Origin of the sequence: uncultured Ruminococcus sp., from assembly GCF_947301925.1 — a bacterium.
Taxonomy (GTDB): domain Bacteria; phylum Bacillota; class Clostridia; order Oscillospirales; family Ruminococcaceae; genus Ruminococcus.
In genome coordinates this window covers 190,694-212,334 of the sequence record NZ_CAMYUE010000002.1, presented here as the reverse complement: position 1 = coordinate 212,334, position 21,641 = coordinate 190,694, and the positions used below count along the sequence as shown (strand labels likewise).

Here is a 21,641-nt window from a genome sequence, read left to right as displayed (position 1 = left end):
AAGGCGGACTTCATGTCCGCCTTTGGAAATTGTGAGGAGGTATAATGTGGATACAGCACAGCTGAAACGATTCGCCGTAAGCGCCAGAAACGAGCTCATGGCGGATTCCGACGAAAAGACGGCCTATTACGGTTTTATGCGGCTATGCGCGGCATATATGGCTGAGCCCGACTTTATCTCCGCACTTATGGACGCCCCTGGGGAGCTTCGCAGTGCACTTTTCACGGAAAAGTGCAGGCAGCTCGGCGGCATATCCGGCGGTATATTCACATTGTACCCCGAGCTGCCCGTTCCGCCGCAGCTGATAGCTGACGGCGGAACAGCTGCGAAGCTCCTCATGCTGGGCGACGCATTATCTGACGGCGGATACGCACTGGGACAGCTCCACCAGTATTTCAACGAGCCTATCAGGAACGAGATCGCTGCAGGTCTGAAAAACAGCAAACGTCTAAGCGCAGACAGGATAGCGGCGGCGACACAGATATTCACTCCGCGGTGGATAGTGAGGTATATGGTGCAGAATACCCTGACCGTGTATCTGCGGGGCATGGGCTATGATACCGGCGCAGGGGAGCTGAGCTTCGGCGGCGGTGCCGAGGCGGAAAAACGCGCTCCGGAGGAAATAAGGTTCATTGACCCATGCATGGGCAGCGGCAATGTGCTGCTCTATGCCTTTGACGTTTTCATGGAGCTCTACCGCAAATGTGGATATACGGATAAAGAGGCGGCAGACAAGACCCTCGGCTGCAATCTTTTCGGCCTTGAGCTGGACGAGAGGGCGAGGGCTCTGGCGGAGACTGCCCTGCGCATGAAAGCGGCCGCATACGGCTCGTCAGCACGTCCTATGGTGTATGATTTTGCAGGTATAAGTCAGGCGGCAGGCTCACTCATGAGCTGCGATGATCTTACGGAGCGTAATGATAAGAGCGCAATTATCGGTCAGCTTCTGACTCAGGATTACGACATAATTGTGACCAATCCTCCCTACCTTGGAAAGTCCGCCATGAACCGCGAGCTGTCGGAGCTGATGGACAGGGACTACCGTGATTACAGCGCAGATCTGTTTTCAGCCTTTATGGCGAGGAGCATAAAAAACCTCCGCAAAGGCGGATATATCGGCTTCCTGACTCCTGCTACATGGCTCTTTCTGCAGTCCTATGAGAAACTTCGGCGGCTGATATGTACCGAGTGTCCTGTGCAGACCCTCATTCATTTCGAGTATTCTGCTTTTGGGGACGCCACTGTGCCCCTGTGTTCGTTCACGGCAAGAAAGGACCATTCTTCCGATACAGGCATATTCCTGCGGCTGACAGACTTCAGGGGAGATATGGAACAGCAGCGTAAAATGGTGCTTTCGGCCCTGTCGGAGAAGGACTGCCGATACCGCTTCACAGCTTCGGCGGCGGATTTCTTGCGGATCCCGACTTCTCCTGTGGCATACTGGCCTGGGAAGGCTGTACTCCGTGCTTTTGAGGGCGTACCGCTGGGGAGTCTCATACCCGTCCGCGAAGGGCTTATAACTGGAGACAATGACCGTTTCCTGCGCAGGTGGTTTGAGGTTGAAAAGAACAATACTGCATTTTCGGGCAGTCGTAAAAAGAAATGGTATCTGCTCAACAAGGGCGGCAGCTACCGAAAGTGGTACGGGAACCGCGAGTTCGTAGTGAACTGGGAGAACGACGGCGCCGAGATAAACGATTTCCGCGACGAAAAGGGGAAGCTCCGTTCGCGTCCCCAGGGGCTTGCCTATAATTTCCGCCCCTCGGTAAGCTGGTCGCAGATAACCAGCGGAGAGCTTTCCGTGCGGTATTTCGACGAAAACTTTATGTTCAACGTGGCGGGCACCAGTGCCTTCCCCGATGATGAGGAGGCGCTGCTCTTCCTGCTGGGACTGCTTAACAGCAAGCCTGTCCGCGAGCTCTCCCGTGTGCTGAATCCCACACTCAACATGAACCCCGGGGATATAGCAAGGCTGCCCATGCCCGGAAAAACCGGACAGAGCCGGGAGATAAACGCTCTTGTAAGGGAGAATATCGCCCTGTGCCGTCAGGACTGGGACAGCTTCGAGACCTCGTGGGATTTCCGCCGTCATCCTCTGCTGTGAAAAGGGCTTAATAGCAGTGGAGATCGAATATAATTTATCCGGGGGAGGAAAGAATTTACGGCGGATGTTGCTTTTTTGCGGATAGTATGATATAATGAATATGTATACAATGATTAACACGGTAAAAATTTTATCAAAGGAGAATCGTTATGGCTATTACTGAAGCAGTTGAAAACTATCTGGAGACCATTCTTATTCTTTCCCAGAAGCAGCCTGATGTTCATGCTATAGATATATGCTCATACCTCGGATATTCGCGCCCCACGGTATCTATCATACTCAAGAAGATGAAGGACGAGGGACTTGTGACTGTTGACGGGGATAATCATATAAAGCTTACGGACGCAGGCCGCAGAGTTGCGGAGCATATATATGACAGACACACAGTACTCACTTCATTCTTCACATATCTTGGCGTCAAGAAGGATATCGCCGCAGAGGACGCCTGCAAGGTGGAGCATGATATCTCAGATGAGACTTTTTCGCTTCTGAAGGCGCATTATCTGAAGCTTTCGGGAAATAATGAGGACGGAAAGTGAGACACCGAGCGGAGGCAGCAATGGGTAAATTTGAAGAATTCAGGGAGAAGTATCCCGTTTTTGTTTACAGATCCTATAACGTCAACGAGACTGCCGAGACCGTTGAGATCGGCTATAAATTCGGCATAGAGGGACTTGCGGAGTTCCGTCCCAGCTGGACATTTGCCAGGCCTGCGGGTATGTCCGTAAAGGGCGACCTGAAGTTTGAAAGGCTGGCGTTTTCACTGGGTATGGCCGAGGCGGTAAGCTACTGGAAGGCCACCTGCTCGCCGTTTTTCCGCGCAGAATGCGGAGAACTGGACGAGGAGCAGAAGAAGTGGTGGAAGAAGCTGTGGTTCATGGGACTCGGCGAGCTTTTCTTCGTAAACGGCATATCTGCCGATCCCGACGACTTTGTGGAGATAGTCTCCGCGGGAAGCTATGACAGCTCCCTTGCCGAGACCGACCGTCAGCCCAAGGGCTGTCTTGTGCCAATAGGCGGCGGAAAGGACTCAGCCCTCACTCTTGAGACTCTTGTGGGCGCAGGCATGGACTGCAAGTGCTATTCCATAAACAAGCGCCGCTCCATAAGCGGTACGGTAGCGGCTGCGGGACTTCCCGAGTCGGCACTGATAACGGCTCACCGTCACTTTGACCGCTCGCTGGTAGACCTTAACAGTAAGGGCTTCATCAACGGCCATACGCCTTTTTCGGCGATAGTTGCCTTTTCTGCGGAGATAACCGCATACCTCAACGACCTGAAATACATCGTTCTGTCCAACGAGTCCAGCGCCAACGAGAGCACTGTTGTGGGGCAGGACGTTAATCACCAGTATTCCAAGAGCTTCGAGTTCGAGCAGGACTTCCACAGCTATGAGGAGAAGTACCTGCGCACGGGACAGTATTACTTCAGCTTCCTGAGACCTCTTTCAGAGTTCCAGATAGCGAAGATGTTCGTATCTCACAGAAAGTATCTCCCCGTGTTCAGGAGCTGCAATCTGGGCAGCAAGGTATCTCCCGATATATGGTGCGGAGAGTGTCCCAAGTGCCTGTTTGTCAGCCTGATACTCTCGCCCTTCCTCAGCCTTTCTGAGCTCAGGGGCATTTTCGGAAAGGATATGCTCAACGATGAGAAGATGAAGGAATACTTCATCGAGCTCATAGGACGCTCAGAGCACAAGCCCTTTGAGTGCGTGGGCAGTATCGACGAGGTGAACCTTGCGGTGTCCCTTGCCATACGCAGGCTTGAACGTGAAGGAGAGGAGCTCCCGCTGCTGTTTGAGGAATACAAGGCGCTGGGAATGTACAGCCCGGTCAGCATTGACCGCATCAACAAGGAGTATTGCAGCTCCTTCAACGAGCAGAATCTTCTGCCCGACGAATTCAAAACTATACTAAAGAATGAAATGGAGCGTCTGCTTTGAATAATTTCGGAGACTATATAAAACGGTACACCGACGGCAGGAGAGTGTGCATACTCGGCTTCGGCAGGGAGGGAAAGTCCACCTACAGGATACTTGAGAAATACGGCGCACAGGCCTCGCTGGCCATTGCCGACCTCAATCCCGTAGACCGTGAGGCGAACGGCCTTCCCGACAGCGTGGAGCTCATATGCGGCAAGGAATATCAGGACTGCCTGAACAGCTTCGATATGGTATTCAAGAGCCCTGGTATCGTGCTGGAGAAGCCGCTTTCGGAGCTCTCCTGCATGATAACCTGCGAGACGCAGGTGTTCTTCGAGGTGTTCCGCGAGCAGATAATCGGCATCACGGGCACCAAGGGCAAGAGCACCGTTACCTCTCTTATATATCATGTGCTGAAGGAGAGCGGAGTTGACTGCCGTATCGCAGGAAATATCGGTATCCCCGTCTTCGACATCGCCGAGGGCATGGAGGAGGACACAGTCGTGGTCTGCGAGCTCTCGTGCCACCAGCTGGAGTATATGACCGTATCGCCGAAGTACGCGGTATTCCTCAATCTCTATGAGGAGCACCTCGACCATTACGGCACACTTGAAAACTACTATAACGCCAAGAAGAACATATACCTGCACCAGCATGAGAACGACGTTCTGCTCATTAATTCGGATATTGCTCCGAAAGAGCCTGTCTCATGGAACACCTACACTGTCTCTGACAGGGACAGCAGCGCCGATGTTTATGTGAACAGCGGCATGGTTCACTGCGCAGAGCCCTACGTTATCCCCACCGACAAGGTGAAGCTTCTCGGCGTTCACAATCACTACAACATAGCTGTTGCCTACTTTATCGCAATCATGTTCATACGGGAGGGTGACTTCACAAAGGCTCTCTGTACATTCTCTCCGCTGGCTCACCGCCTTGAATATGTGGACACCGTAAATGGCATACGCTGGTATGACGATTCTATCTCAACTGCCTGTGCTACGGCAATATCTGCATTGCAGAGCGTTCCCGAGGTGGGAACTATCCTCATAGGCGGTATGGACAGAGGCATCGACTATACCCCCCTTGTGGACTTCCTTGCGGACTTTGACGTGAGAGTCATCTGCATGGAGGCTTCAGGAAAGAGAGTATATGATATGATACAGGCAAGGGAAGAGTTCATGAAAAGATCCCGCGTATACTACGCAGACCACCTTGAGGACGCAGTGAAGCTTGCTGCGGAGATAACTCCCGAGGGCATGAGCTGCGTTATGTCGCCTGCGGCTGCAAGCTACGGCATATTCAAGAACTTCGAGGAGCGCGGCGACGCCTTCAAGAAGCTTGTTTCCGATATGAAGTAAACTCACTTGCTACAGAGAGGTGTTTGAAATGAAAGAGAATTACGAGATATGTCACTGCATGGGCGTTACCTATTTCGATGTTGAGGACGCTCTTCACGATAATGAGCAGCTCACAGACGTTGTGGCTTTGTTCGACAAGGTACAGGAAGCTACTCACTGTTCCACGGGCTGCGGCGGCTGTCATGATGACATAATGAAAGTTATATCAGAAATTATGATGGCATGATAGGCATGGGACGCCGCCCTCGACTTTATGCAATATACGATTTGTAGGGGCTGATGTAGTCATCAGCCCCTGTATTTGTATTGGGATATCCAAGCAAACAAACAGGCGAACACTGTGTGCCACTACAAAATAACTGCATGGAACGTGGGGAGGCGGCGTTCTCTGCAAGTAATTACATATGTGGCTTGCCTGTATCATTTGTTTCTTATTTGTGAATAATCACACAAAAATATTGACAATAGTTTGAAAGTAATATATAATATCGGCATAAGGGGCGTTCCCTTAAATATTATGTAAAGGACTTGATACACAATGAAAAAGGCATTCAAAAAACTCATAGCAGTTGCTATGGCATTCACACTCCTTGGAACAGGAACAACCTTAACAAAAACTATCGCACCGCAGAAGGACAACACAATTGTTGCAAGTGCAACTACTTGTAATAATTGTCATGGAGGAAGTTATCATGTAGTTACTGAGGATTCAGGCTGGGTAACTTATAAAGAAGAGAGTATCGCTGTTCCCGGGGTGTCTGCGGGTTATGGACTATTTACTAATAGATTACGTATTTATTGGGTAAAGCGCGAATACCAGCGCCGTGAAATAAAAACCTACTGTAACTTGTGTAAAAAGGTACTTCATTACGAAATACAGTATCGAACGAATGAAGTTCTGCTCTGAGAACAGAACGCCTGAAACAGCATTTATTCAAGAAAAGGCTCTCCATCAGCTCGTCCTCATATCCCGCCGATATCATAGCGCAGCGTTCATCGGATATCTTACCTGAAGCATTATCCTCATAAAGCCTTGTAAACAGCCTGTCTGATCAGTTCTGCTATTCACTGTGCACACTGATCGCTAAAAACTTGCTGAATAGACTATTATTGCTAAATTTTTATTAAACTCTTGCAATTCACAGCAAGCTATGATATAATATTAACGATGGGGTCAGAAGCCCCGTAAATGAATTCTCAGGAGGAATTATATCTATGTTAACTTCAGCTACAGAAATGCTCCAGAAAGCAAGAGCAGGCAAATACGCAGTTGGTCAGTTCAATATCAACAACCTTGAGTGGACTAAGGCTATTCTCCTTACAGCTCAGGAGTGCAATTCTCCCGTTATCCTCGGTGTATCAGAGGGCGCAGGCAAGTATATGTGCGGCTTCGAGACAGTTGCAGCTATGGTAGCAGCAATGGACAAGTCTCTCGGTATCACAGTTCCCGTTGCACTTCACCTCGACCACGGCTCATATGAGGCTTGCTACAAGTGCATCAAGGCAGGCTTTACATCTATCATGTTCGACGGTTCACACTTCCCCATCGACGAGAACGTTGCCAAGACAACAGAGCTGGTAAACGCTGCTCATAACCTTGGTCTCTCAATCGAGGCAGAGGTAGGCGCTATCGGCGGCGAAGAGGACGGCGTTATCGGCAAGGGCGAGTGCGCAGATCCCGCAGAGTGCAAGATGATCGCTGATCTTGGCGTAGATTTCCTCGCAGCAGGTATCGGTAATATCCACGGCGTATATCCTGCAAACTGGGAGGGACTCAGCTTTGAGACTCTCGAGGCTATCAACAAGACAGTAGGCGATATGCCTCTGGTTCTCCACGGCGGTACAGGTATCCCCGACGATATGATCACAAAGGCTATCTCTCTCGGCGTTGCAAAGATCAACGTTAACACAGAGTGCCAGCTGGTATTCGCTGAGGCTACAAGAGGCTACGTTGAGGCAGGCAAGGACAAGCAGGGCAAGGGCTTCGATCCCAGAAAGCTTCTCGCACCCGGTGTTGAGGCTATCAAGGCTAAGGTCAAGGAGAAGATGGAGCTCTTCGGAAGCGTTAACAAGGCATAATTTCTTAGGAGGGAACAGCTATGGCTTGGGGACATTATGAGCAGAACTATGTCTACAATTATGATATAAATTATGTGCTGGATGCGGTCATGCGTACCGGTTCCACTCTGAAGCTGAAGCTCAAGAAGGCTGACAGAGCAGCATATAAGGTGCAGTTTTCTACAGGTCTCTCACTTCTGACATACGGTGAAAAGGTAAATATCACACTGGGTGTCCTTCCCGACGGAAAGACAGGCGTGAATATTGCCAGCGTGTCAAATCTTGGTACAGAGATCGCTGCAAAATCAAGAAATGAAGGAAATGTTCTGAAGTTTGTCAATACATTGAATTCGTTCCTTCCCCCCAGATAGATAACAAAGGCCTGAGGATATTTCCTCAGGCTTTTTTGTTTCATATATCATTGCAGAAGGCCTTGATCTCGCTGATCCTTGGCTCTACATCGTCTCTGCATTCCACCGAGCACAGTCCCATATGTCCGCAGGCTTCTATCTCAAGGTGACCGTAGAAATGCTCGATAGTACCTATGAGCCGCTCACACTCCTTCATATTGGGACCTGTCCGCAGAACAGCAGCATAGCCTTTTTTGCCCCTGCTTAGACTTCTGTGAGGCTGGTGGGTATTGCTCCAGGGAGTACACCTGTCGATAAAGGCCTTGAACTGGGCTGGCACATCCGCCCAGTAGGAGGGAGCCACGCACACGATGATGTCTGCCTTCTCGAATTCATCCATCAGAGTCTCCACATCGTCTTTCTGAACGCACATTGCAGTTTTGTGGCAGCTTCGGCAGCCCTTGCAGAAGCTGAAGCTGTAGTCGTCTATACATACGGCCTTTGCGTTGTAACGCCCTGACAGCTCTTCGGTGATTATACGGACTATCTCCGCAGTAGCGCCGTTTCGCACGGGACTGCAATTGATGATAAGTGCATTCATGATGATACCTCCGATTTATAAAATATAAATCGGATTATACCACATAAAATGAAAAATGTCAAGAAAAAAATCACTCCCGTTTTGCGGAAGTGATCCTTTTTTACTGTGTGCTGAGAACGGTCATGGGGTCAATAAAGTCTCCGTTGTGGGTTATCTCGATATGCAGATGGCTCTGTACCGAGCTCTCTATATCAGCTGTTTCGCCCACAGCTCCGATGAGGTCGCCTGTGGTGACGGTATCGCCCTGCTGTACCGCAAGATCGGAGCCAAGTCCGCAGTATTTTGTGGTAAAGCCGTTTTTGTGGTCGATGAGGACTGTCACGCCCCAGAGAGGATCCTTTGTGACAGCGGTTATCTCGCCGCTTTCAGTGGCATAGACGTCAGTTCCCACCTCGGCGGCAATATCCGTACCGTTATGGGTCTGCCAGGTGCCTGTGGTCTCGTTCTTTACCAGCTCGCCGCCGCTGAAAGGGGTCAGTACATTGCTCATTTCTTTCAGCGGAGCTCCTGCCCCCGACATATTCTCCACCGCCGCCGCTGGCTGCTCCGCAAAGCCGTGTTCCTGTCCGGGCGGGACATCGGCGATGATATCCGCAGCAGGAATGGTGACCTGAGGTTCGTCGCTGAACACAGGAGCGGTGACAGTCTGTGTCGTAACTCTGTATGCCGGAGCTGTGACCTTGGGTATGTCGGTAACAGGCCTGTTGACCTGAGCGTCCTGTACTATTGGCGCTTTTTCCGCCGAGGGACGTATCTCCGGGAGCTTGTCCCCCTGCTTGTGAGCGAAAAGGCAGGCAGCTCCTATCATGACGGCGCTGATACCCAGTGCGGCGTAGAAGCCCTTTGAGCCTTTTCCGTAATGCTTATCGGTCAGTTCGTTTTTCTTCACACTAACACCTCCGACATTATTTTTGTCATAAAATCGGAAAATATACATAGAAAAGGAAAAGACTATCAATAAAAATAACGTAGACCGTATAGCTTACGAATAAAATGCCCCGAAGCTCTTTGATATGCTTCGGGGCAAAACTGTACTGTTTATACTGTAGCTTCTTCGGAGGGGACTTCCTCCCTGATATCCAGACCCTCGGTATCGTACATTACCTTTGCGTGGTTCACGCGGATGAGCTTTCTGCCAAGGTGGTTGCCTGTGACGCAGTCCACCTTGTCGCGGTAGACCTTGCCGTTGCGGTAGACAACGCCGTTCTCGCGGGAGAAGTAAACGTCCTCGGCCTGTATATGGTACTTGTAGCGCTGGGGGCTGTCCGCACGGAGCTCGCCGCAGAGGTATTCATCGGTAGTATACACTATGAGCTGGTACGTTCTGTCAGTGGTATTCCTGAAGCGGTAGTCCAGATAATTGTACATTATGGATGTACCTGTGCCGAAGGGGATCTTTCGCTGGAAGTCGGGGAAGAGATCGAGACCGTCATGGTGGTGGTGCTCGGTTATCTTCATTTCCGAATGAAGTATCATCCAGTGGATGAGATTTGTCATCTGGCACATTCCGCCGCCTGTTCCCGAAGCGGTGTGGTCGCCGAATATGGTAAGTCCCTCCTTGTAGCCCATTTTGGCAGTGGTCTTTCCCACCAGATACCAGAATGAGAAGGTCTCGCCGGGGCGTATAAGTATCTTGTTTATTTTCGGAGCGGCAAGGCCGAGGTTTACAGCCTTGTTCTCCTGGAGCTCCATATTTACGTTGCCCAGCCTGCGTCTTATGAGTGAATTATGCCTGTAGATAACATACTTCAGATTCTTTTCCTGTCTGGTCTTTGCAAGGTGCCGCAGCCCCACAAGGTTTTTCACTGACCTTATAAATATACATTTTTTCTCGGATATCGCATAGGTCAGGGGCGATATCTCGCAAAAAAGCTTCCTTTTGATTGTTGTCATCTCCACTTTGTTTATTTATTATCAATTATAACCGTAAAATCTGCTTATGTCAAGTCAAAAAAACAGCATTCGGGATATAAATTCCGAATGCTGTTCAATTATTGCTATATTTGACTTATTATGTCAGTTGTAGTCGGGCTCCTGAGAGGCCTCGGGAGCGTAGCCGTTGGGGTCGTATGCAGTTGTAGGCTCTGTGGGGACAGCAGCGGGATATTCTGTCCAGGGCTGCTGCTGAGGCTGCTGGGGCTGCTCATAGGGAGCCTCGGTCTCGGGCACATAGGGAGCTTCTGTTGTTACGATAGCCTCGGTTGTAGTGGTGGTAGTTATGGTGGACTCCGTAGTTGTGGAGGTCACCAGTTCGTGACGGACCTCCTCGGGGAGCTTCTGCTTGGTGGGCTTTACTCCGTTAAGACCGTAGCACTCCTGATATGCGAGAAGGATATCGCGTATCATGTACTTGGAGTATTCACCGCTCTCGATAACGCCTGCAAAGGCTATCTCGGGATTGTTTGCGGGAGCGAAGCCGATGAAGAAGGAGTTCTGCTCGTCCAGCACCTTACCTGTCTGGGGAGTACCTGTCTTGATAGCCACATCGAAGCCAAGGTCGCTGAGCGAGTACTTGGCAGGCATATTCTTTGCGGCGTCCATCATACCGCCTACGATATAATCATAGAGGTCGGGAGTATTCAGCTCTATCTGCTGGGCAATGGTGGGCTCGGTCTTTCTGATGAGACTGCCTGTACCGTAGTCATAGTAGCTGTCGACGAGATATGGCTGATATCTGATACCGCGGTTTGCGATAGTATTGGCGACCGTTGCCATCTGAATGGGAGTCATGCCGCAGTCCTGGTTACCGATACCTGCCTGTATAACGTAACCGATATACCATTCTTGACCGTGCTCGGCAAAGGTCTCGGGGTTACAGAGGTAACCGGGAGCGTCGCCTGTCTCTATGCCAGTGCTGGCACCCAGTCCGTAGAGCTTTGCGTATTTTGTAATATTGTCGATACCCAGCATACGGGATACCTCGTAGAAGTACGAGTTGCATGATACCTCGATTGCACGGCGCATGGTGATATTGCCGTGATAACCCGTACATGAGTAATGTGTTCCGTAGAAATCATAGCCCTGATTACATACAAGGGGAGTGCCGCCTGTTACCACGCCCTCGTTGAGGCCTGCGGTAGCGGTTATGGTCTTGAATGTGGATCCGGGACGGTAAAGGCCGTAGGTACAGCGGTTTACCAGAGGTGAATCCTTGGCCTGTAAGAAATACTCGTAATTCTCAACGTAGTCCTTCAGGTTATAGGTGGGAGCAGTGGCCATACCCTTAACAGCGCCTGTCTTGGCGTCAAGAACGCATATGGCTCCGCAGTTTCCCTTCAGCACCCATGGCTTGGGATTGAGGGCGGGGAAGGTATTGGTCAGGAAATTGTCCAGTATGCCCTGGAGCTTCAGCTGGAAGCTTCCGTCAACGGTGAGCTTTACGGTCTCGCCCGAGGTGGCCTCGGTGATGGTCCTGATATCGCGTACAACGCCGTCCTTGACGGCTATCTGCTCCTCGCCGTTGATACCGCGGAGGGGAGTTTCCATGGCCTTTTCGATACCGCTCTTTCCGAGAGTATCGTTATAGCTGTAGCCCTTTGTTTTCAGCTCGTCGTATTCCTCTGCGTAGATAGGACCGACAGTGCCTATCTCATGGGGGAGGATATCGCCGCGCACCACGCGCCTTTCGGAGGCGTCTATGGCTTCGATGCCGCGGTAGAAGTTGCCCAGCTCCTTCATATCTATGACAGTCTGCTCGTCAACGCCCTCTGCAAGGAGGAGATCGTTGCTGTAGGAGAAGTCCTTGTCTATCATCTGATAGCGCATACCTGCGATGATACGCTTTTCCTCGTCGGTATACTTATCGCTTATCTCATAGTCGGAAATGAGCTTGTCTATGCAGTTGTCCGCAGTTGCGTAGATATTGAGGTTAAGGTCGGAGATGAGCTCCTCCGTGTCCTCCGACTTGAAAACATATGGCTTGTTGAACGATATGGGAATAGACTCCTTGAACTTTATGCCTCTTTCCTCCAGAGCGCGGTATATACCCAGCAGAGCCCTGTTGCCCTCCTGGAGGTCTGTGGGGAAGAAGGCCATGCGGAGCACAAGGTCGGTTCGGGAGTCGTTGGTCACCAGCAGATTGCCTGCGTAGTCCATTATCTCGCCTCGGGTAGCCTTTATGCCCTTGGTATAGGTCAGTGTGCCCGGCTCATACAGCTGCGGAGCCTTGATCTCCTTGTCGCCTACCACCTGTATCTTCATGAGGCGAAGGGAGCTGAGCAGAGCCAGAACGACCACCAGCAGTATTATCAGGATAGATTTGAGATTTTCCGCAAATCCTTTCAAAAGTCTGCCTCCTTTATGATTATGACCGCACGTTGCTGTGCGGTCGGTGAGTTTATCGTCTGTTTTCCGATTGTATATTGGTATTTATGGCCTCCTCGATAGTGAGGTGCTCACGGGGCATGAGGAGACGGTTCACCAGCTTCAGCACAAGGAACACGAATACTGAGGATATCACGGTATATATCCATATTTTCAGGGATACCTTCCTGAATATCCTGCCCACGTTCTCATATCCCCAGATCTGGTAATAGAACTTGTAGTCCAGCCAGCACTGGAGGAATGAAGCCGCAGCGGTGATGATGAAGTAGTTTATGAACCTGTCCTTCAGGTAGAGCTCAAAGACCAGATTTGCGGCGATACAGAAGAATGCCAGTATCACGGCGTTATAGCCGAAGAGCTTACCGCAGCATATATCGATGAGGAAGCCGCATATGGCTCCTGTTACGGCTGAGGCGTAGATATTGTTGTTTATTGCAATGCCTACAGCCAGTGGGACAAGTATCACGGGCTTGTAAAGAGTGCCCGAGGTCATAATGATGAAGCTTATGAATATGAGCAGATAGTATATTATCCACCTGAGAGTGGTCTTGAAGCGGAAAATACGCTGCTCACGGGTAGTTCTAATCCTCATCCTTATCTTCCTCCTTCTTGCCGCTGAAATCGGTGATGACGATAACAGAGGTAAGACGGTTGACATCGACGCATGGCTGTATATCGGCGCATACCGACAGACCGTTGGAGTCGATACCGATATCCAGTATGGTGCCTATGGGGTAATCCTTGGGGAAGAGGCCGCTGGTGCCCGTGGTTATCATAAGGTCGCCGCGCTTGAGCTTGTTCTTCTTGGGAACGTGTATCAGTCTGGTGCGGCCGTTTTCCGATGCCAGCACACTGCCCTCGATAATGCCCTGATCCGCGCTGGAGGACGAAGCCATTGCAGCTACGGAGAGGTCGGGGGAGAGTATGGTCCTTACGGTTGAGACGTGCTCGGAGACCTCAACGGTTATGCCTACCAGACCCTCTGCGGTAACAACGGGACAGTTGACCTTTATCCCGTCGGCAGAGCCCCTGTCGATAGTGAAGGACTTGAATGGATCGTTGGTCACATAGCCCAGTACCTTGCAGGGCTGGGAGAGCATATAGTCCTCGTGCTCCTCCTTTATGGAGACGAACTTGCGGAGCTCCTCCACCTCGGCCTTTATGGCGTCGTATTCCGTGAGCTGTGCATTGAGCTCGCCGATCTGCTTCTTGAGCTTCTGGTTCTCCTCATAGTATTTGTCAGCATTGGAGAGCTTATCCACCGTGCCCTCCATCTTCATGCTAATGCCGTTTGAGGCAGAGCGGAAGGGCTTGGTTATGGTGTTTATGAAGGAAGCTCCCGAAACGGAATATCCGCCCTTGGTGACAGCGTATATCATAATGCCCACAAGGAAGGCGAGAAAGCCCAGCAATATCTTGAATCTGGTGCTTTTTAAGAAATCACGCATGGCGCTCCTCCTTAATAGTACTTGACGTTTTCGGTGAGAGCGTCCTGATAATCGCTGATATTCTCCAGTATCTTTCCCGTACCCTCGGCAACGCAGTCCAGGGGGTACTCGGCGATATAAACGGGCATACCTGTTTCGCGGTTTATGAGCTTGTCAAGGCCGCGGAGCAGAGCGCCGCCGCCTGCAAGGGTGATGCCGTGATCTATGATATCTGCGGAGAGCTCGGGGGGAGTTTCCTCAAGAGTGGACTTGATAGCGTCAATGACTCTTGAAAGGGGCTCAACGAGGGCGTCGCGTATCTCGGCTGAGGTAACGGTGATATTCTCGGGGAGTCCGTTGAGGAGGTTTCTGCCCTTTATCTCCTGTGATTCCTCCTTCTCGCTGGGGAAGGCAGAGCCGATATCCAGCTTGATGTTCTCGGCAGTCCTTTCGCCTATGAGGAGGTTGTACTTCTTCTTGATATAGTTGATGATAGCCGCGTCGAACTCATCGCCTGCACATCTTACCGAGCGTGAGGCAACTATGCCGCCCATGGATATGACAGCAACCTCGCTGGTGCCGCCGCCGATATCAACTATCATGCTTCCCGCGGGCTCGTTTGTGGGGAGACCTGCGCCGATAGCGGCAGCCATGGGCTCCTCGATGATGAGGACGTTGTTGGCGCCTGCCTTCTTGCAGGATTCGCGCACCGCACGCCTCTCGACAGCCGTAACGCCCGAAGGGATACAGATTATAACGTTAGCCTTTGTGAAGAGAGTGCCCTTCAGTGCCTTCCTGATGAATTCCTGAAGCATGGTGGTGGCTATGTCGAAGTCGGCGATAACGCCGTCCTTCAGAGGTCTTACGGCAACGATGGAACCGGGGGTCCTGCCGATGACGTCCTTTGCCTCCTTGCCGACATAGCGGCATTTATCTGTTCTGGTATTTACGGCAACTACCGAAGGCTCTCTTATTATTATGCCCTTTCCCCTCATATATACAAGGGTGTTGGCAGTTCCCAAATCAATGCCAATATCTTTTGTAAACATTTTGAAGCTCCTTAATTTATGCTGTTATCGTACTTATCATATTATATCACCAAGGCGGGATATGTACAAGTTTATTCCGCAGGGATTTGCAGATGTGCGGAAAAATTAGTATAATACGGAAACTGAAGGGGCGCAGGGTGATAAAAAACTGTCAAAAAATACAATAACGGATCATTTGCCGTCGGGGCAAACCTTTCCAACGGTCTTGATATATATGTATATCGCAACTGCTATGCATATCACCTGTGCAACGCTTATGCTGAGAGCAAAGCCGAAGGTAAGGGATATGATATCCGTTGAGAAGGTGCTGGGCGAGAGGGAGATGCCCCTTGACCAGCCAAGCCATGAAAACGAGCCCGAAGCACCGTTTGCGATAACGCCGCCCAGGACGCAGGCACAGATTAAAAGAAGCAGAAAATAGAGTGTTTTTTTCATGATTGATCTCCTATCTTTTGTTATATAGCATATTTATCATATACCCGACGAACCGAAGCCGCCTTTGCCTCTTTCCGTTTCGGAGAGGCCGTCGCTCACTTCTATATCGGGCATTAATATACGGGTAGGTATCAGCTGAGCAATGCGCATACCGTGTTCAACGGTAAAGGGCTCTCTGCCGTGATTTATAAGGGGCACGAACCATGCGCCGCGGTAATCGCTGTCCACTACGCCCACGCAGTTTGCAAGGGAAACTCCGAACTTTGAGGAGAGTCCCGAGCGGGGATAGATGAGCAGTGCGATATCGTCCGAATCGGGCTGAGCGGTTATGCCTATGGGGATCATTTTTATATCTCCCGGCTCAAGAATTACGGGAGCGTCCAGACAGGCGCACAGGTCGAGGCCTGCGCTTCCCGCAGTTGCCCTTGACGGGATAACGGCCCGCGGGTCCAGCTTTTTGAAAGTCAGTTTCATTATAGGATACCTCTGTAGTATAGTCCGCGGGTGATGTTTCCCTGCGGCTTGCGCCCTGTAAGGGCGTTTCGTGTGTCTTCGGCGTCCTCGTCAGAGAGGTATACCACTCCGAAGGCGATATTATGTATCTCACCGAGCCTGTCAAACATATATATCCTGTCGGGATTGAGGATCTCGGTATAGTCCTTTGAGCATATGACGGGAAGCTCTCTGCCCGTGCGGTCGGTGAGCTTTTTTGTACATCTTCCGCAGCCCGCCTCATTGCGTATGGGACAGTTCCTTGTGAGCATAAGGGGAAGTCTGCCGTAAACAACGGCTCCCAGCGGAAGCTCCGTGCGGACTGCACCTGTCTGTTCGAGTGTGGCCTCCACGGAGAAGACGCAGTCTTCAAGACCAAGTCCGCGCAGGTACTCAGCGCTGAAGGAGTTGAACGCATTCAGCGTGAAGCTGCCGTGAAGCTTCATGCCAAGACTTCTGCCAATGGCAAGAGAGTCGGGAGTGTGGCAGTAAAGCCTGTTCACGCCCATAGCTTTCAGCTTTTGCAGCCTGTCTGTAAGGCCGTCCTCGTCGGTGATGAACCGAGGGGGAGAGGCGATGATCCTTTCAGCGTCCACGGCGCCGAGAAGTTCCTCATTAATCAGCTCCTCTGGAACTATGACGTACTGCGAAAGCTCTGCGGCGGCTATGGCCTGCTGAGCGGTACGGCAGAATGTCCTCAGCGGAAGCTTTTCCGCGTCTTTATGTATCGCGTCCGTATCTGCTGCAGGAAAGTAGTCCGTAACGGTATATACGGGAGTATTGCTTTTTATGATGAGAGCTGTCAGCCTTTCCGTCACCTGTCGGCGGAGCTCGTTGAGCTTTCCGGCGGGGACTATGAGCCCCTCATCTATGTCTGCGGAGAGAGTGCCGAATGTGAATACCGTATCTCCCAGCTTTGAGAGCTGCTTTTTCAGCCCCTCCTCATCAGTGGGACGGTTCATGGCCTTTTCGGGGACGTCTCCCTGTGCGGAAGCCGACAGATCACCGCATACAGCGGTTATCACAACGGGCTGTCCCGCTTTTATGACGGCATGGAAGTCAGCGGTATACGCCTTCCGCTCAAAGCGGTAAAGCTCATGTATCTTTGGAATGAGCTCACTGGCGGCGATGACATCGTCTTTTTCGCGGACGCCGAACATATCATTTCTTTTGCCTGTAAAATAGCCGTCCGTAAAGCCGCTTCGGGAGAAAACTCCGCGGAGGAGCTTCATATCGGGGATACCGCCCTCAAGTGCGGTTTTCAGTTCGTGTACGGCCGACGCCACATACTCGGGACGCTTCATACGCCCCTCTATCTTGAAGGAATCCACGCCCATGTCCGCAAGCTCCCTTGCCCTTGGCAGGAGGGAGAGATCCTTCAGTGAAAGTGCGGCTCTGTCCTTATTTCCCAAAGCAGAAAACGGCAGCCTGCAGGCCTGTCCGCAGCATCCGCGGTTGGCGGAGCGGGAGCCTATCATGGCCGACATATAGCACTGACCCGAGACTGACATACACAGCGCACCGTGTACGAATATCTCGGTCTCTATACCCGTGTCACATATACGGGAAATAGTGTTCCTGTCCAGCTCCCTTGCAGGGACCACTCTTGCGTAGCCCAGCTCACGGAGCAGGGAAGCGCCTGCGGCGGTATGCACCGACATCTGTGTGGAGCCGTGAAGAACGGCGTCGGGCACACAGCGGCGTATGAGCTCCGCGCAGCCCCAGTCCTGAACGATAAAGGCGTCCACGCCGTTTTTGGCGGCAGCCCTTATATATTCGCAGAAGTCTGCGGCCTCGCCGTCGGAAATAACGGTATTTACTGCCAGGTCAAGCTTTGCACCGTATCTGTGGCAGAGCTCTGCGGCCTCTGCTATCTCCTCCATGGAGAAATTGGCGGCACTGCTTCTGGCAGAGAAGCGTTTTCCACCTATGTAGACGGCCTGCGCACCCGATCTCAGGGCGGCACGGAGAGTCTCCATGCTTCCTGCGGGGGCGAGTATCTCCGTTTGCTTCATTAAATACTGTCGCTGAGCTGCTTGAGCTTGACCATATTCTCAAGCTGAACGATCTTGGACTTGAGCACCTCGATCTCCTTCTGTGCAGCGTCGCGCTCGATGCGTGTCCTGCCTGCCTCGTCCACATATTCCTTTGTCTGGTCGCGGATATTGTCAAGGCGCTGATTAGCCTTGTTGAGGTCGTCGAGGAGAGCCATCGACACCATTATGGAAGCTGCGTAGGGAGAAGAACCGTTTGCTGAAGTGATCTCGTTTATCTTTGTTTCCAGCGCTCTTGCCAGGGCAAAAACGTAATTGGGAGCTTCAGCGGTCTTGATCTTGTACTCCTTACCGCAGATTATGACCTTTACTTCATTAAGCATTTGTATCGTCCTTTCTGTGGCGAATTTTTTACCACCTTACATTATACACTATTTTTTATAAGAATGGAAGAGGTTTTTAAAAATTTTTTATTTTTTTACTCAGCACAGCGGATACAAGCAGTTTTACCTGTAGATCGGGGGCTGTGCTTATTATGCCTGTAAGTCCTGTGGGGCTGCTCGTGCAGGGATCATTGTTTTTTCCTGTTTATCGCTGCCCAAACCGTTACGGCGATGAATATGGGAACGGGCAGCAGTCGGTATGCCGCCATGAGGATATTTCCGCCGCTGAGGGCGGTGAAGTCCGTCCACGCCTCCGACAGGGGAGCGGCGGTCTTTACGGCGTAGTCAATGCGTATAACGATATACAGGACAAGTGGGAGCAGCGGTATCAGAAACAGCAGACTGTGGGCGATATTTGGTATATTGCCTTTTTCCTTCGTTCTGATGATGATAATTGCCGCAAGTCCGAGTACGGCTATCATGGGGATCGCCAGCATTGCAGTCTCTGCTGCGGCCTCGGTCACCGCTATGAGTAACGATCTGTTGTACAGATAACTCACATCAAATCTGCCTGTGCTGCGGTCGTAGTTTATCTTATCGACGTATACGCCCTTGTATGTGCTGAGATCGAACTTCTCCGAAACATCGAGGATATTTCCGTTCCTGTCGACAAGTGCTATTTTGAAAGTGCGGTATTTATCGCACATCTCCGTGAAATCCTTCCGGCCGTTGAGGTACAGATTTACCTCGGCGGTATTGCTGCCGTGGGTTATCCTGTAATCGGACAGCTCGTGATGGATAAGCATACTTCTGTAGCCGCCGTCACAGTAGCTGTACAGCTCCGTGCGCATTACGCCGGTGTCTTCCATATTGAGGACATATCCTGCCTCGCCGCTTATCATAAGGTAATTGGTATCGTCCTCATCTATGGGAAGGAGGATATCTACAAATTCATCGTCGATGCTGCTGCCGCTGACATTTACCGTAATGGGGTACATTGCATGACAGCCGGCAAGGAGAGCAGCCGTCAGCAGCACAGCCAGTACGCCGAATATCCTTACGAATCTTTTCATAGCCATGTTTCACATATCAACGGGCAGCCGTCAATAGTAGCGCTTCAGACCTATGACCTTGCCCAGCACCTCCACCTCGTCCACGATAATGGGATCCATTGTGGGATTTTCGGGCTGGAGACGGTAGTGTCCCTTCTCCTTGAAGAAGCGCTTTACCGTAGCTTCCTCGCGGTCGATGAAGGCAACGACGATATCGCCGTTCTCTGCGTAGTTCACACGCTTGACGATAACGATATCACCGTCAAGGATACCTGCGTCGATCATGCTCTCGCCGCGTATCTTCAGGGCGAAGAGCTCCTGGGGATCCACGCCTGGAGCTTCAAAGCCGATATAGCCTGTTATATCCTCCACTGCGGTGATAGGCCTGCCCGCAGTGACCGTACCCATAACGGGAACAGAGGTAGTTCCGCTGTTGGGGAGGTGCAGGGTGCGGTTGAGGTTGCCTGTCTTTTCGATAAGTCCCTCGCGGACAAGGGTCTCTATGTATCTGTGAGCCGTGGACGTGGACTTGAAGCCCATAGCGTCCATGATCTCTCTTACAGAAGGGGACATACCGTCGCTGAGACGGGACTTGATATAGTTGAAGACAGCGATTTCTTTATCTTTCAGCATAGCTTATTCCTCCGAAAGCTTTTTCAGTATCATTTTAGCGATCTTGTAGGCGTCGCCGCAGCCCAGAGTGATGACCAGATCTCCCTCCTGAGCGTGCTCGCATACATAGTCGCATATCTGCTCAAAGTTTGCGTATTTTCTCTCGTCGGTCCATTCTGCGGACTCGTCCTGGGGGAACCATATGCAGCCCGGTATCTTTTCCGCAAGGTGACGTGTGAAGATGCCGTAGGTGTTCTTCTCGCGGCTTCCCATTATATCCGTGAGCACGGCGTGATCGGGGATCTGAAGCACCCTTGCGAAGTCGTCCAGCAGCAGCTTTGTACGGGAGAAGGTGAAGGGCTGGAATACTGCCCATACATGATTGAAGTTCATCTCCATGGCGGCATTGAGAGTAGCTTCCAGTTCTGTGGGGTGGTGGGCGTAGTCATCAACTACGGTTATACCCTTTTCAAAGCCCAGCTTCTCGAAACGGCGCTTGGCGCCGCGGAAGTCCTCAAGGCCCTTCTGTATGAACCTGAAATCAACGCCCACATAGCGTGAAGCCGCAATGGCTGCAAGGGAGTTGAGCACATTGTGGATACCTGCCACATGGAGAGTCACAGTTCCCAGCTTTTCGCCCTTGTACATGGCGTCGTAGGTGGTGAGGAGGCCGTTCTCGTGCTTTACGTTCTCGGGATAATAGTCGCAGGAGCTGTCCCTGCCGAAGGTGATTATCTCCTTGCCGCTGATACCCTCAAGCGACTTCATTGAGTTCTCGTCGGAGCCGTTGACGATAATGCACTTTGAGGTGTTCTCGTTGAACTTACGGAATGACTTGATGATATTTTCGAGGGTGCCGAAGTAGTCAAGGTGATCTGCGTCGATGTTGAGTATAACGGATATATCGGGGAAGAATTTGAGGAAGTGATCCTCGAATTCGCAGGACTCGCATACCATGATGTCGCTTTTGCCTGCAACGCCGCTTCCGCCTATGCAGGGGAGCTTGCCGCCGATATAAGCGGAGAGGTCAACGCCTGCGGTAAAGAGTATCTGAGTGATCATAGAGGTAGTGGAGGTCTTGCCGTGAGTGCCCGAAACGCAGATAGCGTTGTCGTACCAGCTCGTTACGATACCCAGGAGGTCAGCACGCTCCAGCACCGGGACTCCGCTGGCTCTTGCGGCCATGAGCTCGGGGTTGTCGGCCATAATGGCGGCTGTGTGGACGATGAGGTCTGCGCCTTCGATATTCTCTGCTCTCTGACCGATGAAAACGGGAATGCCCATTTTTCTGACGGCGTCGAGAGTCTCGGTCTCGTTGTTGTCCGAGCCTGTCAGGTAGTAGCCCTGTGAGTGAAGGATCTGTGCCAGGGGGTACATACCCGAACCGCCTATGCCAATGAAGTGAATGTGCTTTTTGCCCTTTAATATGTTGATATCCAAAATGATCACCTTTCTTTGAATGAATAGAATGGTCCTGAA

22 protein-coding genes are annotated in these 21,641 nt (G+C 51.3%); 8 read left to right on the top strand and 14 right to left on the bottom strand.

The window, feature by feature from the left end:
* The first annotated feature begins 46 nt into the window (after positions 1 to 46).
* The 8 genes from Q0Y65_RS04370 to Q0Y65_RS04335 all read left to right on the top strand — a co-directional run bounded on the left by Q0Y65_RS04370 (position 47) and on the right by Q0Y65_RS04335 (position 7,815).
* Positions 47 to 2,104, top strand: coding sequence for an Eco57I restriction-modification methylase domain-containing protein (locus Q0Y65_RS04370; RefSeq protein WP_297957577.1), 2,058 nt, complete (start codon positions 47 to 49; stop codon positions 2,102 to 2,104).
* A 149-nt stretch (positions 2,105 to 2,253) separates the two neighbouring features.
* Positions 2,254 to 2,643 carry a metal-dependent transcriptional regulator gene (locus Q0Y65_RS04365; protein ID WP_297957574.1) on the top strand — a complete coding sequence of 130 codons (390 nt, stop codon included), beginning with the start codon at positions 2,254 to 2,256 and terminating at the stop codon, positions 2,641 to 2,643.
* Between the two features lie 20 nt (positions 2,644 to 2,663).
* A complete protein-coding gene (locus Q0Y65_RS04360) occupies positions 2,664 to 4,046 on the top strand; it encodes a hypothetical protein (protein ID WP_297957571.1) in 1,383 nt (460 codons plus the stop codon).
* Positions 4,043 to 5,386, top strand: coding sequence for a UDP-N-acetylmuramoyl-L-alanine--D-glutamate ligase (gene murD, locus Q0Y65_RS04355; RefSeq protein ID WP_297957568.1), 1,344 nt, complete (start codon positions 4,043 to 4,045; stop codon positions 5,384 to 5,386). The genes Q0Y65_RS04360 and murD overlap by 4 nt, the downstream gene beginning before the upstream one ends.
* 28 nt (positions 5,387 to 5,414) lie before the next feature.
* Positions 5,415 to 5,612, top strand: coding sequence for a (2Fe-2S)-binding protein (locus tag Q0Y65_RS04350; RefSeq protein WP_100218852.1), 198 nt, complete (start codon positions 5,415 to 5,417; stop codon positions 5,610 to 5,612).
* Positions 5,613 to 5,924: 312 nt separating this feature from the next.
* A complete protein-coding gene (locus tag Q0Y65_RS04345; protein ID WP_297957565.1) occupies positions 5,925 to 6,293 on the top strand; it encodes a hypothetical protein in 369 nt (122 codons plus the stop codon).
* Positions 6,294 to 6,601: 308 nt separating this feature from the next.
* Complete coding sequence (gene fba / locus Q0Y65_RS04340) at positions 6,602 to 7,465, top strand: class II fructose-1,6-bisphosphate aldolase (protein WP_297957562.1); 864 nt, start codon at positions 6,602 to 6,604, stop codon at positions 7,463 to 7,465.
* Between the two features lie 20 nt (positions 7,466 to 7,485).
* The gene (locus Q0Y65_RS04335) at positions 7,486 to 7,815 is read left to right on the top strand and encodes a hypothetical protein (protein WP_297957560.1); all 330 of its coding nucleotides are present in this window, start codon (positions 7,486 to 7,488) and stop codon (positions 7,813 to 7,815) included.
* 40 nt (positions 7,816 to 7,855) lie between these two features.
* Here Q0Y65_RS04335 and Q0Y65_RS04330 read toward each other — a convergent pair whose 3' ends face one another.
* From Q0Y65_RS04330 to murC, 14 genes are all read right to left on the bottom strand, one after another.
* A complete protein-coding gene (locus tag Q0Y65_RS04330) occupies positions 7,856 to 8,395 on the bottom strand; it encodes a flavodoxin family protein (protein WP_297957557.1) in 540 nt (179 codons plus the stop codon).
* Between the two features lie 100 nt (positions 8,396 to 8,495).
* Positions 8,496 to 9,284, bottom strand: coding sequence for a M23 family metallopeptidase (locus Q0Y65_RS04325; protein WP_297957554.1), 789 nt, complete (start codon positions 9,282 to 9,284; stop codon positions 8,496 to 8,498).
* A 149-nt stretch (positions 9,285 to 9,433) separates the two neighbouring features.
* Positions 9,434 to 10,288, bottom strand: coding sequence for a VanW family protein (locus tag Q0Y65_RS04320; RefSeq protein ID WP_297957551.1), 855 nt, complete (start codon positions 10,286 to 10,288; stop codon positions 9,434 to 9,436).
* A 123-nt stretch (positions 10,289 to 10,411) separates the two neighbouring features.
* On the bottom strand, positions 10,412 to 12,679 hold the full coding sequence (locus Q0Y65_RS04315; protein ID WP_297957548.1) for a penicillin-binding transpeptidase domain-containing protein: 2,268 nt from the start codon (positions 12,677 to 12,679) through the stop codon (positions 10,412 to 10,414).
* A 52-nt stretch (positions 12,680 to 12,731) separates the two neighbouring features.
* Positions 12,732 to 13,310, bottom strand: coding sequence for a rod shape-determining protein MreD (gene mreD, locus Q0Y65_RS04310; RefSeq protein WP_297957545.1), 579 nt, complete (start codon positions 13,308 to 13,310; stop codon positions 12,732 to 12,734).
* On the bottom strand, positions 13,300 to 14,166 hold the full coding sequence (gene mreC, locus Q0Y65_RS04305; protein ID WP_297957542.1) for a rod shape-determining protein MreC: 867 nt from the start codon (positions 14,164 to 14,166) through the stop codon (positions 13,300 to 13,302). The genes mreD and mreC overlap by 11 nt, the downstream gene beginning before the upstream one ends.
* An 11-nt stretch (positions 14,167 to 14,177) precedes the next feature.
* Positions 14,178 to 15,194, bottom strand: a complete 1,017-nt coding sequence (locus Q0Y65_RS04300) for a rod shape-determining protein (protein ID WP_028521100.1) — start codon at positions 15,192 to 15,194, stop codon at positions 14,178 to 14,180.
* Positions 15,195 to 15,365: 171 nt separating this feature from the next.
* Positions 15,366 to 15,629, bottom strand: coding sequence for a DUF4321 domain-containing protein (locus Q0Y65_RS04295; RefSeq protein WP_297957538.1), 264 nt, complete (start codon positions 15,627 to 15,629; stop codon positions 15,366 to 15,368).
* Between the two features lie 36 nt (positions 15,630 to 15,665).
* Positions 15,666 to 16,103 carry a dUTP diphosphatase gene (gene dut / locus Q0Y65_RS04290; protein WP_297957534.1) on the bottom strand — a complete coding sequence of 146 codons (438 nt, stop codon included), beginning with the start codon at positions 16,101 to 16,103 and terminating at the stop codon, positions 15,666 to 15,668.
* Positions 16,103 to 18,136, bottom strand: coding sequence for a U32 family peptidase (locus Q0Y65_RS04285; RefSeq protein WP_297957531.1), 2,034 nt, complete (start codon positions 18,134 to 18,136; stop codon positions 16,103 to 16,105). The genes dut and Q0Y65_RS04285 overlap by 1 nt, the downstream gene beginning before the upstream one ends.
* Entirely contained in the window at positions 18,136 to 18,498 is a 363-nt protein-coding gene (locus Q0Y65_RS04280) for a cell division protein ZapA (RefSeq protein ID WP_297957529.1), read from the bottom strand. Before Q0Y65_RS04280 ends, Q0Y65_RS04285 begins: the two co-directional genes overlap by 1 nt.
* A gap of 188 nt (positions 18,499 to 18,686) precedes the next feature.
* Positions 18,687 to 19,571, bottom strand: a complete 885-nt coding sequence (locus Q0Y65_RS04275; RefSeq protein WP_297957526.1) for a hypothetical protein — start codon at positions 19,569 to 19,571, stop codon at positions 18,687 to 18,689.
* A gap of 30 nt (positions 19,572 to 19,601) precedes the next feature.
* Positions 19,602 to 20,183, bottom strand: coding sequence for a transcriptional repressor LexA (lexA, locus tag Q0Y65_RS04270; RefSeq protein ID WP_297957522.1), 582 nt, complete (start codon positions 20,181 to 20,183; stop codon positions 19,602 to 19,604).
* Positions 20,184 to 20,186: 3 nt separating this feature from the next.
* Entirely contained in the window at positions 20,187 to 21,602 is a 1,416-nt protein-coding gene (gene murC, locus Q0Y65_RS04265) for a UDP-N-acetylmuramate--L-alanine ligase (RefSeq protein WP_297957519.1), read from the bottom strand.
* Positions 21,603 to 21,641 lie beyond the last annotated feature (39 nt).